The 13477-nt window shown below is 57.1% G+C and carries 13 protein-coding genes; 7 read left to right on the top strand and 6 right to left on the bottom strand.

Annotation, left to right across the window (positions count from 1 at the left end; translation table 11 throughout):
- Nucleotides 1–14: 14 nt before the first annotated feature.
- A complete protein-coding gene (locus AC2TAD_RS12240) occupies nucleotides 15–923 on the top strand; it encodes a haloalkane dehalogenase (protein WP_480867938.1) in 909 nt (302 codons plus the stop codon).
- A 17-nt stretch (nucleotides 924–940) separates the two neighbouring features.
- Here the strand turns inward: AC2TAD_RS12240 and AC2TAD_RS12235 are convergent, their stop codons facing one another.
- On the bottom strand, nucleotides 941–1432 hold the full coding sequence (locus AC2TAD_RS12235; RefSeq protein WP_170353108.1) for an SH3 domain-containing protein: 492 nt from the start codon (nucleotides 1430–1432) through the stop codon (nucleotides 941–943).
- Between the two features lie 168 nt (nucleotides 1433–1600).
- On the opposite strand from AC2TAD_RS12235, the gene AC2TAD_RS12230 reads away from it, so the two are divergent.
- The 4 genes from AC2TAD_RS12230 to AC2TAD_RS12215 all read left to right on the top strand — a co-directional run bounded on the left by AC2TAD_RS12230 (nucleotide 1601) and on the right by AC2TAD_RS12215 (nucleotide 8488).
- On the top strand, nucleotides 1601–2587 hold the full coding sequence (locus tag AC2TAD_RS12230; protein ID WP_353393464.1) for a 2-hydroxyacid dehydrogenase: 987 nt from the start codon (nucleotides 1601–1603) through the stop codon (nucleotides 2585–2587).
- Between the two features lie 43 nt (nucleotides 2588–2630).
- A complete protein-coding gene (ggt, locus tag AC2TAD_RS12225) occupies nucleotides 2631–4424 on the top strand; it encodes a gamma-glutamyltransferase (RefSeq protein WP_480867936.1) in 1794 nt (597 codons plus the stop codon).
- A gap of 24 nt (nucleotides 4425–4448) precedes the next feature.
- The gene (locus AC2TAD_RS12220; protein WP_480867934.1) at nucleotides 4449–5846 is read left to right on the top strand and encodes an FAD-binding oxidoreductase; all 1398 of its coding nucleotides are present in this window, start codon (nucleotides 4449–4451) and stop codon (nucleotides 5844–5846) included.
- 134 nt (nucleotides 5847–5980) lie between these two features.
- Nucleotides 5981–8488, top strand: coding sequence for a GcvT family protein (locus AC2TAD_RS12215; RefSeq protein ID WP_170724373.1), 2508 nt, complete (start codon nucleotides 5981–5983; stop codon nucleotides 8486–8488).
- A 177-nt stretch (nucleotides 8489–8665) separates the two neighbouring features.
- Here the strand turns inward: AC2TAD_RS12215 and AC2TAD_RS12210 are convergent, their stop codons facing one another.
- Nucleotides 8666–9319, bottom strand: coding sequence for a DUF938 domain-containing protein (locus tag AC2TAD_RS12210; protein ID WP_170352258.1), 654 nt, complete (start codon nucleotides 9317–9319; stop codon nucleotides 8666–8668).
- Entirely contained in the window at nucleotides 9319–10383 is a 1065-nt protein-coding gene (locus AC2TAD_RS12205) for an NAD(P)/FAD-dependent oxidoreductase (RefSeq protein WP_480867932.1), read from the bottom strand. Before AC2TAD_RS12205 ends, AC2TAD_RS12210 begins: the two co-directional genes overlap by 1 nt.
- Nucleotides 10384–10504: 121 nt before the next feature.
- Here AC2TAD_RS12205 and AC2TAD_RS12200 point away from each other — a divergent pair, with 121 nt between their 5' ends.
- Together AC2TAD_RS12200 and AC2TAD_RS12195 are read left to right on the top strand one after the other, a co-directional pair.
- On the top strand, nucleotides 10505–10897 hold the full coding sequence (locus tag AC2TAD_RS12200; protein WP_331251788.1) for a hypothetical protein: 393 nt from the start codon (nucleotides 10505–10507) through the stop codon (nucleotides 10895–10897).
- A gap of 3 nt (nucleotides 10898–10900) precedes the next feature.
- On the top strand, nucleotides 10901–12133 hold the full coding sequence (locus AC2TAD_RS12195; protein ID WP_480867930.1) for an HlyD family secretion protein: 1233 nt from the start codon (nucleotides 10901–10903) through the stop codon (nucleotides 12131–12133).
- A gap of 40 nt (nucleotides 12134–12173) precedes the next feature.
- On the opposite strand, the gene AC2TAD_RS12190 is transcribed toward AC2TAD_RS12195, so the two are convergent.
- The 3 genes from AC2TAD_RS12190 to AC2TAD_RS12180 are packed head-to-tail and all read right to left on the bottom strand — an operon-like array spanning nucleotide 12174 to nucleotide 13296.
- The gene (locus tag AC2TAD_RS12190; protein ID WP_170352261.1) at nucleotides 12174–12542 is read right to left on the bottom strand and encodes a ribbon-helix-helix domain-containing protein; all 369 of its coding nucleotides are present in this window, start codon (nucleotides 12540–12542) and stop codon (nucleotides 12174–12176) included.
- Nucleotides 12543–12558: 16 nt separating this feature from the next.
- Entirely contained in the window at nucleotides 12559–12873 is a 315-nt protein-coding gene (locus AC2TAD_RS12185) for a muconolactone Delta-isomerase family protein (protein ID WP_170352262.1), read from the bottom strand.
- Between the two features lie 27 nt (nucleotides 12874–12900).
- Nucleotides 12901–13296: a VOC family protein gene (locus AC2TAD_RS12180; protein ID WP_480867928.1), complete on the bottom strand. Its 396-nt coding sequence runs from the start codon at nucleotides 13294–13296 to the stop codon at nucleotides 12901–12903.
- Between the last annotated feature and the right edge of the window lie 181 nt (nucleotides 13297–13477).

Genomic DNA, 13477 nt, shown 5'->3' with positions numbered 1-13477 from the left:
AAAGTAGGTGAAAGATGAAATATCTGCGCACACCAGACGAACGTTTCCAAGAGTTGTCGGACTACGATTTCACTCCGCATTACACACAGATCGACGACACTGAAGGCGGGTTTATGCGAATCCACCATGTCGACCAAGGACCGCAAGAGGCCGCGCCTGTCTTGATGATGCATGGTGAGCCAAGTTGGTCATACCTGTACCGACATATGATTAAGGGATTCGTTGCGCAGGGTCATCGGGCGATTGCACCGGATTTGATTGGCTTTGGGCGGTCGGACAAACCGACCGAGCGCGACGATTACACCTATGCGCGCCATGTGGCCTGGATGGGAGAATGGCTTCGCAAAACGGATCTACATAACATTACGTTGTTCTGTCAGGACTGGGGCGGTTTGATCGGCCTGAGACTATGGGCAGAAATGCCGGACAGATTCGCACGTATTGTGGTTTCGAATACGGCTTTACCCACTGGTGATCAGCCAATGGGTGAGGCGTTCGAAAATTGGCGGACATTCAGTCAGACTGTCCCGGTTTTTCCGGCAGGTGGCATCCTTCAAGGCGGAACCGAGACGAGCTTGTCCGACGAGACATTGGCAGCCTATGACGCGCCGTTTCCCGATGAAAGCTACAAAGCCGGAGCGCGCCAGTTCCCCATGCTTGTTCCCGCGTCACCGGACGATCCGGCCGCTGGACCTAACAGGCAGGCTTGGGAGGTGATACAGGGACTTAAAACTCCGGTTCTTACGGCCTTTGGCGCAGATGACAAAGTCATGGCAGGGATCGATCAGATATTCCAAAAACTGTGCCCCGGCGCTGCGGGACAACCGCATGTCGTGCTGCCCAAGGCAGGCCACTTTCTGCAAGAGGATGTTGGCACCGAACTGGTAAAGCTGACCTGCGATTTTATTGAACGGACGTCCTAGTTACCGGAGCAAGCCGATCATTCGCGAACTTCACCGGGGTCTACACCCCAAAGATTCGACTTGAGTGTCCAACCTTTGTAACCACCGGCTGAGATCCGACACCAGTCAATGGTGCAACTGCCCAGCCGGGCAACAACTCCGGCCTCGAACTGGGCGCTGACCGGTGAGTTCGGATCGGGGTTGGTGTATACGGGCAGCATTTCGGATTCGATCAAAACCGTCCGTACGCCGGACAACAAAGCATAGTGTACCCAGCCACCGGCTCCGTCGCGATCCTGAACCTTCCGCCAGTTTCCGAATTCGGCCGTCACCTGCAAGGGCATCCCACGCCGTTTGAAGACCCAGTCGATTCGATGTGTCAAAGACGGGCCGCGCCGTACATTTCCCTCGGCCGCCTTCATCGAGACGAAACGCGGCAGCGGCAGGTTTGTGACTTGGCCGCGTTTATCCTGTGCAGCTGCGCTTGACGCGCAAATTCCTATCAGGATCACGCTTATCAGCGCCGCTATTCGGCGTTTTGCGGGTAGAATACCACTCACTGACGGTCTGCTCTTGTGCCTGTTGATCTTGTTTCGAAAAAAGGTGGTTTCAATGCCCTTGGGGTTCTTGTGCCCCGCCTTTTCCTGCGCCACGATGCCATGGCGCGCGAAGTTTTGCAAAGCAGTGGGAGTGCACAGGTGCCAAGAGAACGTCTGAGTGTTGTCGTTACGCGACGGTTGCCCGAGGCGGTGGAAACGCGATTGAGCGAACTGTTCGATGTTCAGCTGCGTACAGACGATGCCCCCATGACCCGAGATGAGCTTGTCGCCGCGGTCAAAGAGGCAGATGTGCTGGTTCCCACCATCACCGATACAATCGACGGCGGGCTGCTGGGGCAGGCGGGTGAGAACCTGCGTCTGATCGCCAACTATGGTGCAGGGGTCGACAATATTGATGTGGCAACCGCCCGCCAGCGGGGCATTCTGGTGTCCAACACTCCGGGTGTGCTGACCGATGATACCGCTGATATGACCATGGCTCTGATTCTTGCCGTGACGCGTCGTATTCCCGAGGGGCTCTCGGTGATGCAAAAATCCGAATGGGATGGCTGGGCTCCTAATGCGTTGTTGGGCGGCAGAATCGGCGGGCGCCGTCTGGGCATCCTTGGTATGGGCCGGATCGGTCAGGCCGTAGCGCGGCGGGCCAGCGCCTTTGGGATGCAGGTGCACTACCATAACCGCCGCCGGCTACGGCCTGAAACGGAACACGAGCTTGAGGCAACCTATTGGGAAAGCCTTGACCAGATGGTTGCTAGGATGGATGTGATTTCTATCAACTGCCCGTCGACACCGTCCACTTTTCACCTGATGAACGCGCGGCGGCTGAAGCTGATGAAACCCTCGGCGGTGATCGTGAACACTTCGCGCGGCGAGGTGATCGATGAAAACGCTTTGACCCGGTTGATCCGCTCGGGCGAGATCGCCGGGGCCGGTCTGGATGTGTATGAGCACGGCACCGATGTGAACCCACGCCTGCGGCAATTGTCCAATGTCGTGTTGCTGCCTCATATGGGGTCCGCGACATTGGAAGGCCGGATTGAGATGGGCGAAAAGGTCATTATCAATATCAAAACATTCGAAGACGGCCACCGCCCACCGGATCAGGTGGTTCCTGCCATGCTCTGACACATCACGCAGGCTGGTTGCTTTTATTTTTTAGGAGGACACTATGAAACGAAGTCTGATTTCAGGATTGTTATTGTCCGTCATGGCCTTTGCTGGCCCGGCCATAGCGCAAGAAGCAGCCGACACCGTCGCACCCGAAGGTGGTTCGACCGGGCAGGTTCAGGGCCTGACCGAAGAGGTCATCGCCGCACTTGAAGCCAAGCTTGCGGGCGAGCCGGTCACTTCGGAAAACTGGATGGTCGCAGCAGCGAACCCGCTGGCAGTTGAAGCTGGGGCCAAGGTTCTGCGGGCCGGAGGATCAGCTGCCGATGCGATGGTTGCCGTTCAGGTTGTACTGGGTCTGGTTGAACCTCAGTCGTCGGGCCTTGGGGGCGGTGCGTTCCTGGTCTGGTATGATGCCGCAACCGGTAAGATGACCACGTTGGATGGCCGTGAAACGGCTCCGTTAGAGGCAAACCATCGTCTGTTTCAGGATGAAAATGGCGAGCCGCTCAAGTTCTTCGATGCTGTTGTCGGCGGCTTGTCTGTCGGAACACCAGGCACCCCGGCACTGTTGGAAGAAGCGCATCGCCGCTGGGGCCGCAGCCCATGGCCCAGCCTTTTTGCAGACGGGATCACACTGGCTGACGACGGATTCCTGGTTTCGCCCCGGTTGGCAAGCCTTGTTGAAAAGGACGCCGAGCGACTGTCACGTTTTCCGGTAACGGCCTCGTATTTCCTGCCGGATGGCAAGCCGCTTGAGCAGGGGCAGCGTCTGGTGAATCCGGACTATGCTGACACGCTGCGGGCGCTTGCCAGCGAAGGCTCGGCTGGCTTCTATGGCGGAGAGATCGCCGCCGGGATCGTTAGCACCGTTCGCGGGGCCGAAGGCAATCCCGGTGTATTGTCGGGTATCGATCTGGCGCTTTATCAGGTGATCGAACGCGAACCGGTCTGCGCGACCTATCGCGCCTACGAGGTCTGCGGCATGGGGCCGCCATCTTCCGGCGCGCTGACAGTTGGGCAGATCTTGGGCATGTTGGACGGGTATGATCTGGCCGAGTACGGACCAGAAGATATCAATACCTGGCGTCTGATCGGAGATGCCTCGCGGCTGGCTTTCGCTGATCGCGGCCGCTACATGGCCGATCACGACTTTGTCCCGATGCCGACACAGGGGCTGGTCGACCCCGGCTATTTGTCCGAACGCGGAGAGCTTTTGAACACAGATGGTGCTTTGATCGACGCGAAACCGGGTAACCCGGCCTTCGATCACGCATCAAACTGGGCAGATGACGTGTCGATTGAGCTGCCATCGACATCGCATATTTCGATCGTGGATCAATACGGCAATGTCCTTTCGATGACCACGACCATTGAGAATGGGTTTGGATCCCGTCTCGTGACCAACGGGTTCTTGTTAAACAACGAATTGACGGACTTCTCGTTCAAGACCCACAAGGATGGTGTGCCAATTGCCAATCGGCTTGAACCCGGCAAGCGACCCCGGTCTTCGATGAGCCCGACAATCGTAACGCAGGACGGTAAACCGGTTCTGGCCATCGGCTCGCCCGGAGGCAGCCGGATCATTGGCTATGTCGCCAAGTCGATCATCGCGTGGGCAGACTGGGATATGGATGTCCAGCAGGCCCTGTCCTTGCCGCATCTGGTCAACCGGTTCGGCACCTATGACGTGGAACAAGGCACTGCAGCCGAAGGGTTCACGGATGGTCTGACCGCGCTGGGATACGAGGTTAATCCACGCGACCTGACCTCGGGGTTGCACGCGATCGAGATCGGCGACGTTCTGATTGGTGGCGCGGATCCAAGACGTGAAGGCATTGCGCTGGGCGAATAACCCAGCGCCTCAACAAGGAGCAGCATGGTGCAGGCAGTTGCGTTGCCCCGGAATGAAAACGGGATACAAACGGTTGTCGGAATTCTGAAACAGAAATTCGGCGACCGGTTGCAAACCGGTAAGGCCATTCGAGAACAGCATGGCCACACGACGACCTGGATTGAAAACCAAAGCCCCGACGCCGTTGTTTTTCCGCATTCTACCGACGAAGTGGCCGAGATTGTCAAAGCCTGCGCCACTCACAAGGTTCCGGTGATCGCGTTTGGCACCGGAACCTCGCTTGAGGGGCATGTGAATGCGCCTGCCGGAGGAATTTCGGTTGATCTGACACAGATGAACGAGGTGCTGGCCGTGAATGCCAGCGATCTGGACTGTGTCGTGCAACCCGGTGTCACGCGCGAAGATCTGAATACCCATCTGCGCGATCAGGGCCTGTTCTTTCCAATCGATCCCGGCGCGAATGCGTCGCTGGGTGGAATGGCGGCCACGCGCGCCTCGGGTACGAACGCGGTGCGCTACGGTACGATGAAGGATAATATCCTCAGCCTTGAGACCGTGATGCCCGATGGGCAGATCATACGTACCGGCCACCGGGCTAAAAAATCCTCGGCCGGGTATGATTTGACCCGTTTGCTGATCGGCGCCGAAGGCACGCTGGGCATCATTACCGAGATCACCTTGCGACTGCAGGGCATCCCCGAGGCAATCTCCTCGGCGCGTTGTTCTTTTCCAACCGTCGATGCGGCCTGTCAGGCTGTGATGATGACCATTCAATACGGTGTGCCTGTTGCCCGCATAGAACTTCTGGACGAGATGTCGGTGCGCGCCGCCAATGCCTATTCCAATCTGGCCTTGCCGGAAACGCCGCTGCTGTTGCTTGAGTTTCACGGCTCGGAACACGGTGCCGTCGAACAAGCCGAGACCTTCGGTCAAATCGCTGAAGAATTTCAGGGTACGGATTTTACTGCGACCACGACCACCGAAGAGCGGAACAAGCTGTGGCAGGCCCGGCACGATATGTATTGGGCAAGCCTGCAGCTTCGGCCGGGCGCGCGCGGAATCTCTACCGATGTCTGCGTTCCGATCTCGCGACTGGCCGAGTGCGTCACGGCCACGCAAGATAAGGCGCAAGAACTGGGCCTGATGGCCCCCATGGTTGGGCATGTCGGAGACGGCAACTTTCATACCTTGTTGCTGATCGACATGGACAATGCCGATGAGGTCGCAAAAGCAGATGGTTTTGTGGGTTGGCTGAACGATCTTGCGATCTCGATGGAGGGTACCTGCACCGGAGAACATGGAATCGGTCAGGGCAAGCGTCCGTATCTGGTCAAAGAACTGGGTGAAGCCACTCGTTATATGGCAGCCATTAAGGCGGCGCTGGATCCCGACAACATCATGAACCCCGGCAAAATTCTGTAGCTGCTTCACTTCCATTTGAGTGAATGCGCCACCAAAGGTCGGTTTTGCCCTTTTTTGCGTCGGCTGGACTTCGCGCTTAGACGCAGGCTTGGGCATAAACCTTGCCAAACAGACTCAATCCGGAGAGCGGGCGAATGAAAACCCAAGTCAAAGCACTGGTTGTCGGCGGCGGTGCCGTCGGGACCTCGATTGCATACCACCTTGCCAAGGCAGGCTGGGACGATGTGATGCTGATCGAACGGGACGAGCTGACATCTGGTTCTACGTGGCACGCAGCGGGCTTGTTGCCACTGTTCAACATGTCCTATGCGACCACCCACATCCACAAATACTCGGTCGATTTCTACAAGACGCTTGAGGAAGAGACCGGCCTGAACGCGGGCTTTGCCGTGGTCGGCAACCTTCGCATGGCGCAGACTCAAGAGCGTATGGACGAATACATGCTCTATGCCTCGACCGCCGAGACCTGTGACGTGGCTTATGAATGGCTGACACCCGAGCAGATCAAGGAACGCTGGCCGCTGATCGAAACCTCGGACCTGAAGGGCGCGATCTATCACACCGAAGATGGCTATATTAACCCCGCAGACGTAACGCAGGCGATGGCCAAGGGTGCCCGTCAGCGCGGAGTTGATATCGTCCGAAAACTGCAGGCCGATGCTTTCCACTGGAACGGCACCCACTGGGAAGTCACCTGCACCAAGATGGTCGAAAAGGGCGGCAACCTTGTCGAAAGCGACGAGCAGGTGGTTATCACGGCCGAACATGTCGTGACCGCATCGGGTAACCACGCACAGCGCACCGCCAAGATGCTGGGCATCAAGATGCCTGCGATCCCGGTCGAGCACACGTTTATCGTCATGGACAAAGACCCCGAGCTGGTCAAATGGCGTGAAGCCGGTAACCCCGAACACCCTGTTGTTCGTGACGCTGACAACGAGTCCTATGCGCGAGAGGAACGTGGCGGCTGGATTTTGGGTATCTACGAACACGGTGCTCCCGCGCGCTTTGAACATGGCGTGCCCGACAGCTTCCGTGCTGACCTTTTCCCGCTGGATCTGGACCGGATCGCGGATCAGTACATGGCGATGGCTGAGCGTGTGCCGTCCTGCGCCGAATCCGGCCTGAAAGACGATTTTAACGGCCCGATCTGCTATACCCCCGACGGCAACCCGCTGGTTGGTCCGGCTCCGGGCCTGCGCAATATGTGGCTGGCCGAGGGCTTCTCGTTCGGGATCACTGCTGCAGGCGGCACTGGCTATTACCTGGCGCAGATGATGGTTGACGGCGAAGCCGAGATCGACATGGCCTCGCTGGACCCCAAACGGTATTCGTCGAACTGGATGACCACCGAATTCGCGGCGCGCAAGAACGAAGAATGCTATGAGCACGTCTACATCCTGCACCACCCCGACGAAGAGCGTGAAGCCTGCCGTCCGCTGCGTACTGTTCCGGCCTATGACCGCCAGAAAGCGCGCGGTGCTCAGTTTGGCTGGGTCAACGGCTGGGAACGTCCGAACTATTTTGGCCCCGTCGATGCGCCTGATAACTTCGACAAAGAAAGCCGCAGCTTCCGTCGCGGTGGCTGGTGGAAACACGCCGTGGAAGAAGCCAAGGCGATCCGCGAAGGCGTGGGCCTGATCGACGCGTCGGCCTTCACCAAGCACGTCGTCAAAGGCCCCGGTGCGACTCAGTTCCTGGATTGGTTCACCTGCAACAAGCTGCCCAAGGTCGGTCGCATCAACCTGACCTACGCGCTGACCTCGCATGGGACCACCCGCACCGAATACACCATCGTTCGCAATGGCGAGAACAACTACTACATCGTCTCTGCCGGTGCCTGGACCGAGTATGACGCGGATTATCTGCGCAAGGCGGCCGAGGACAAGATGGAGGAGTTCGGTTACATCGAGATCCAGGACGTGACCACCCAGTGGGGCGTCTTCGCCATCGCCGGACCCAAGTCGCGTGACGTTCTGAAAGAGGTCATCAAAGACGCCGATCCGGAAACCGCATTGTCCAACAAACGCTTCCCGTGGCTGTCGGCCCGTCAGATCGAGCTGGGCATGTGCCCGGTCAACGCGATCCGCGTGGCCTATACCGGCGAACTGGGTTGGGAACTGCACCACCCGATCGAGATGCAGAACTATCTGTTCGACCTGCTGGAAAAAGCCGGTGAGAAACACGGTATGAAGCTGGTCGGCGCCCGCGCCCAGAACTGGCTGCGTCAGGAGAAATCCTATCGCGCCTTCGGCACCGAGCTGGGTCGCGATGCAACCCCGCTGGAAGCCGATCTGCCGCGCTTTGTCGACCTGTCGAAAGACTTCTACGGCAAGGCCAAGCTGGAAGAGACCGGTGTGCGCGTGAAGTGCTGCACTCTGCTGATTGACGGGCCGGACGATGCGGACCCGTGGGGCCGCGAGGCGCTGTATACGCCGGAAGGTGAACGCGTGGGCCGTCTGACCTCGGGCGGTTATTCGGTCGCGTTCGAGAAATCTATCGGCATGGGCTATGTGAAGCCTGAGCTGGCGGTCGAAGGCACCAAGCTGCAAGTTAAAATACAGGACAAGCTGTGGGATGCGGTTGTGACCTGCGACAGCCCATATGATCCAAAGAACGAAACCATCCGAAAGGACGGTTAATACAGAGTATCAACTCGGGCGGCGCAAAAAATGCGCCGCCTGAAAAATCCGATTTGGCAGGTCAGGCGTTTTCGGTCAGAGAAAGCCGTGAATTACTGCAGAAGCTGTAGGCTCGTGTGATAGGATAACCCAGCCTAACGGGGTAGCAGACACACCGGCAACAGGTTTGGGTTTCGATCAGAGGCCAGGCTTTTCCACTACAAACGCCAAATTGTTTGCAGGCATCTCAATGGTTTTCACAAGGGTGAGGCCCTGTTCCAGCATACACCCGATAATGTCTTGATCGTTCTTGTACCCGATTTCCGTATCTTGTTGCACCAACGCGTCATGGAACCGTTGGTCACCATCACTGGTCAGTTGCCCTGATCGCATGAAAGGCCCGTAAAGGATAAAGCGTCCGCGTGGATTCAGGGCCTTTGCAGCCTCAGTCAGAATGGTTTGAGTTTCCTGCCAGCTGATCAGATGCGTCAAGTTGATCAGGACAATCAGGTCGCGTTCACCATACTCTTCATGCCACCCCGCTGCCGTTGCATCCAATTCCACAGAGTTGGCAATATTGGCATGCTCGGCAGCATACGTGTCGATGCTAGAGCGCCGCTCTGGCTCAATTTCAGTCGGTTGCCACACCAAACCGGGCAGTTTTCGGGCGAATGCGCTGACGTGCTGCCCTGTGCCACTGGCAAGCTCCAGCGCTTGGCCAGCGGTCGGAGCCCATTCCGCAAGTAGGTCTGATAAGGCTTCGGTGTTGCGGGTGGCCGCCGGGGCGATCATTCGGGCGCCCTCGGCCTGCGTTGCAACACTGGCGTTTGCGGGAAGGGTGCGTTTGCTCATTATCGGAACCTGCAGGGCTTTAGGGCGTTTACACTGTCTGCGTCTAAGTCAGAGGTCGCGCCAGTTACCAAATCTGCAACCAGCTTAGACGCGGCGGGCGATGTCTGGAACCCATACCCGCCCTGACCGGCAGACCAGATAAATGTCGGCTCGGACGGTTCCGGCCCCAGAACCAATGTGCCGTCCGGGGCAAAGCTGCGTAGCCCAGCCCAGTTGGCCTCAAGCCGGGTAACGGGTTCAGTCATCATTTCTTCGTACCGGGCCAGCCCTTCGGCAAGGATCATGTCGTCCGCATAGGCGTCATGTGGCGGCACAGGGGTCGCCTCGGACGGAGAGACGATCAGACTGCCTGCGTCTGGTTTGGCATACCACCCTTCGCCTGCACCCAGCATCATGGGCCAATCTCGAACATCGTAGCCACCCGGAGCTGGAATGCGTGCCATCGATCGTCGCTTAGGAGTGATACCAACCGGCGCAATCCCAGCCAAAGCAGCGACCTCGTCGACCCAGGGTCCGGCGGCATTGATGACAAGGCGCGCTTCGTAACGATGTTGACCGTCAACCACCCAGTTCTTGTTTTTTTTCAGGGACGTGACACGGTTTTTTGTCAGAACCTCTCCGTCATTGCGGCGAATGGTTCGGGCAAAATCCTGCATCAAACGGTCGGTGTCGATGTCGAATGCGGCGTCGCTGATCGCCGCGTGGCTCAGGACCTCTGGGTTCAGGATAGGCACACGCGAAACTGCGTCCGAGTTGGAGATAACTTGCATTGAAAGATCGCTGACATCGCGGTCAAAGGCCTCTTGCTGCGATGCGTTGGCAACCAACATAAGACCGCGTGGAGTAAGATACCCACCTTCGTGCAGAAACCCGGCGCTGGCCCGGTTCAAAGCAACGACCGATGGAGGGCCATAGCTTTCCTCGAACAAGGCGGCCGAGCGGCCAGAGGCGTGGTACCCAAGGGCGTCTTCGGCCTCGAGCACGGCAACTTTACCGAAAGCAGACAGGCGCGCCCCGGTGCTGAGACCAGCTATCCCTCCACCGATGATGAGGAAATCTATCATGCCGCTTGAATCCTTGAAAAAAACCGCACAGACGGGGCAAGCCGCGCAGCGCATACTAAGCAGGCTTGAATTTGGGCATCAACCCATCCAAACACGTCATATACAATTATAGGAGGGCAGGGTGACAGCCGCAGATTTACACCCAATGGCCACGGGACATATTCCGCACTACGTGGTCCAGGCGGATGGCAGTGATTATCTTTTGACGTTCATGTTCGTGTTTACGGTCGGTGTGATCATCTTGATCGGTGTGGGGTATTTCACGCTGCATTCGATTCCGGAAAAAATCGCACACGAATCCAATCATCCACAGTTTCAACTGGTTGGTATTCTTGCCCTGCTGGCCTTGTTTACTCATAACGGCTTGTTCTGGATTGCCGCCATCTTGGTCGCCGGTTTTCAATTTCCCGACATAGGTGCGCCATTGCGTGCGATTGCCGATGCGATCCGATCTTTGGGGCCGCAGCGTCAGGATCCAACCGCGCCCCCGTCGCCCGAACATCAGGAGCAATAAGATATGCTTGAAACGCTGATGTGTGCACTGGTCACGGTGCTACCGGATTATTTGTTCCGTCGCTTTGTCCAAGGCAAACGGATCGGGCACGAGATTACCCTGTTCACCATGTGGTATGAGTTGCGCTGGGGTCTGACCACCTGCGCCATTCTGGCGCTCACCGTGATCACTACGCTGTTCTATTTTCACCCTGCCAGCAAGACAGCAGCGTCTTACTTTCGTACGGTGACAATCCTGCCGCAATTGGGTGGACGCGTCGCCGAGGTTTATGTGACCAACAACCAGCTGGTTGTTGCTGGGCAGCCCATTTTCCGAATGGAAGATTTTACCCAAACGGCAATGGTCGAGGCCGCCCATGCGCAGATCGCACAGGTTCAGGCCTCTTTGAAAGTGGCCGAGACCGATCTGGCCGAAGCGACTGCCGGAATTGCGGGTGCCAAGGCCTCGCTGGATCAGGCGTTTGAGGACCTTGAGCGTAACACGACTCTGCGCGACGAAGGGTCCAGTGCCGTGCGTCTGGCCGAAATTGACCGGCTGGAAAACATCGTGGCTGAACGCGAAGCCAAACTTGTGGCTGCAGAGGCGAAACGAGCCGCTGTTGTTCAACAGATCGAAGAGCTGATCCCGGCACAGCTTGCCAGTGCGAACGCGCAACTGGACGCGGCCCTGACCGAGCTGGACAAGACCGTTGTTGCCGCAGGTGTGACAGGTCGGATCGAGCAATTCGGCCTGCAGGTCGGCGATTTCGTAAGCCCCTTGTTGCGCCCTGCGGGCATTCTGGTGCCGTCGCATTCGGGGCATGATCGGTTTCAGGCCGCGTTCAACCAGATGTCTGCACAAGTCATCAAGCCCGGCATGATTGGCGAGTTGGGTTGTATGACCAAGCCCTTTACCGTCATCCCAATGGTCGTGGTGCAGGTTCAGGACGTGATCCCATCCGGGCAACTGCGCCCGTCCGACGAATTGCGTGACGTGCAGGCCAACACCTACCCTGGCTCGATCCTTGTTTACATGGAACCGCTCTACAAAGGCATGGCTGACGACATCCCTCCGGGCAGCAACTGTTTGGCGAATGTCTACACCAGCAATCACGAGAGGCTGGAGCATGAAGATCTGGGCTTCTGGCATGCAGCGTTCTTGCACGTGGTCGATACGATCGGTGTGGTTCACGCAGCGGGTCTGCGCTTGCGGTTGATCCTGATGCCTGTGAACACGCTGGTTCTGAGCGGGCATTAACGACAAAATGGCTGCATAGTTACAGAGACGCCCCAAAACATCATAGTTTTGGGGCGTTCTCGGCGCGGGCCTTTTGTTCAAGTGACAGAATATCTTGGGCTGGAAGCAAAGACAGGTTGACGTGTGCTTCAAGCGGGATCAGGCCGCGTAGTTGCAAATCAAGATATCGCAAACAACAGACCCGCAAGAATGACGTAAAATTACCTACATCATGCCCTGCATCCAGGCTTTCATTGTATAGCCTGTGCAACAGTTGGGGCACGGTAAGCTCATCCCTCTCGCTGACGGTTTCAAGCGTACGCCAGAAGAGCTCTTCCAGGCGCACGCTGGTGACCATACCTTCCATTCGGAATGAACGGGTGTGAGAAGCCCAAAGCGCCGGATCGGCATCGATAAACAACTGGCACATTGGGTTCCCCTTCGCTTCAGCGTCCCAGCCGCTCTTTGACGTCGGCCGCGAAGTCTTCGTATCGACGCAATGACTTCACCTCGACCTTAACATGATGACCCATTTTCTGCATGATGGGCAGATCGAACAGAATCCTGTCCAAAGTATCTGGATCCTCGACATCGACGATCGCCGTCACTTTGCGTTCACCGACAACCTTCCACAAGTCTTTGACGACGCCCGCCGACTTCGCGCCCAAGGCGGCTTCGGCCTCTTCTGCCCAGACTCCCAGCAGACCTTGCTGGGCCATCGTAGCATCGTATTCAACGTTGAAATTCAGTTGATAAAGCATGTTTTCCTCCGAGTTTTTTTGACGCGTTTAGATAAAGCGACCACCTTTTTCGATCACTTCGATTTGATAACCGGCGGGGTCCGACACAAAGAAAAACCGCGCTACGCGCGTTCCTCCGGGACCGAAATCCACGATGTCTTTGGGATGGGCTCCTAGATCACGGATGTGACCATGCATGGCGTCCAGGTCATCGACGACAAAGGCGATGTGACCGTATCCATTACCCAGATCATAAGGTTCACTACGATCTTTGTTTATGGTCAGTTCTAGCTCGAAATCGGAACCTTCCGAAATCATGTAGATCAGGGTAAAGCTTTCAAAGTCGAGCCGATCCTTAACCTTCAAATCAAAAGCTGTCTTATAAAACGTCACGGCCCGGTCTTCATCGATAACCCGGATCATGCTGTGTGCAAGTTTTGCCATCTGCGCACCTCCTGCGGCTTTGTACCGGGCAGAGAACGCGAAGTGGTATTATAGGACTAATACAACCCTGAATTTTTGCTGAAGAAGGCGTGCAACTCGGTTGATGGTTGCCGCCCTCAAGGCCGAGGTACACGTCAAAAGCAGACCAAGAAAAAAGGCCCGCAAATTCTGCGGGCCTTAC

It is taken from the genome of Ruegeria sp. HKCCD7628, from assembly GCF_057221005.1.
The sequence above is the reverse complement of the archived record's forward strand: the minus strand, read 5'-3'. Positions and strand labels throughout refer to the sequence as shown.

Coding starts and splice junctions, on each gene's coding strand:
- AC2TAD_RS12240 (WP_480867938.1), top strand. CDS start 15: ATGAAATATCTGCGCACACCAGACGAACGTTTCCAAGAGTTGTCGGAC.
- ggt (WP_480867936.1), top strand. CDS start 2,631: ATGAAACGAAGTCTGATTTCAGGATTGTTATTGTCCGTCATGGCCTTT.
- AC2TAD_RS12220 (WP_480867934.1), top strand. CDS start 4,449: ATGGTGCAGGCAGTTGCGTTGCCCCGGAATGAAAACGGGATACAAACG.
- AC2TAD_RS12215 (WP_170724373.1), top strand. CDS start 5,981: ATGAAAACCCAAGTCAAAGCACTGGTTGTCGGCGGCGGTGCCGTCGGG.
- AC2TAD_RS12210 (WP_170352258.1), bottom strand. CDS start 9,319: ATGAGCAAACGCACCCTTCCCGCAAACGCCAGTGTTGCAACGCAGGCC.
- AC2TAD_RS12205 (WP_480867932.1), bottom strand. CDS start 10,383: ATGATAGATTTCCTCATCATCGGTGGAGGGATAGCTGGTCTCAGCACC.
- AC2TAD_RS12195 (WP_480867930.1), top strand. CDS start 10,901: ATGCTTGAAACGCTGATGTGTGCACTGGTCACGGTGCTACCGGATTAT.
- AC2TAD_RS12190 (WP_170352261.1), bottom strand. CDS start 12,542: ATGTGCCAGTTGTTTATCGATGCCGATCCGGCGCTTTGGGCTTCTCAC.
- AC2TAD_RS12185 (WP_170352262.1), bottom strand. CDS start 12,873: ATGCTTTATCAACTGAATTTCAACGTTGAATACGATGCTACGATGGCC.
- AC2TAD_RS12180 (WP_480867928.1), bottom strand. CDS start 13,296: ATGGCAAAACTTGCACACAGCATGATCCGGGTTATCGATGAAGACCGG.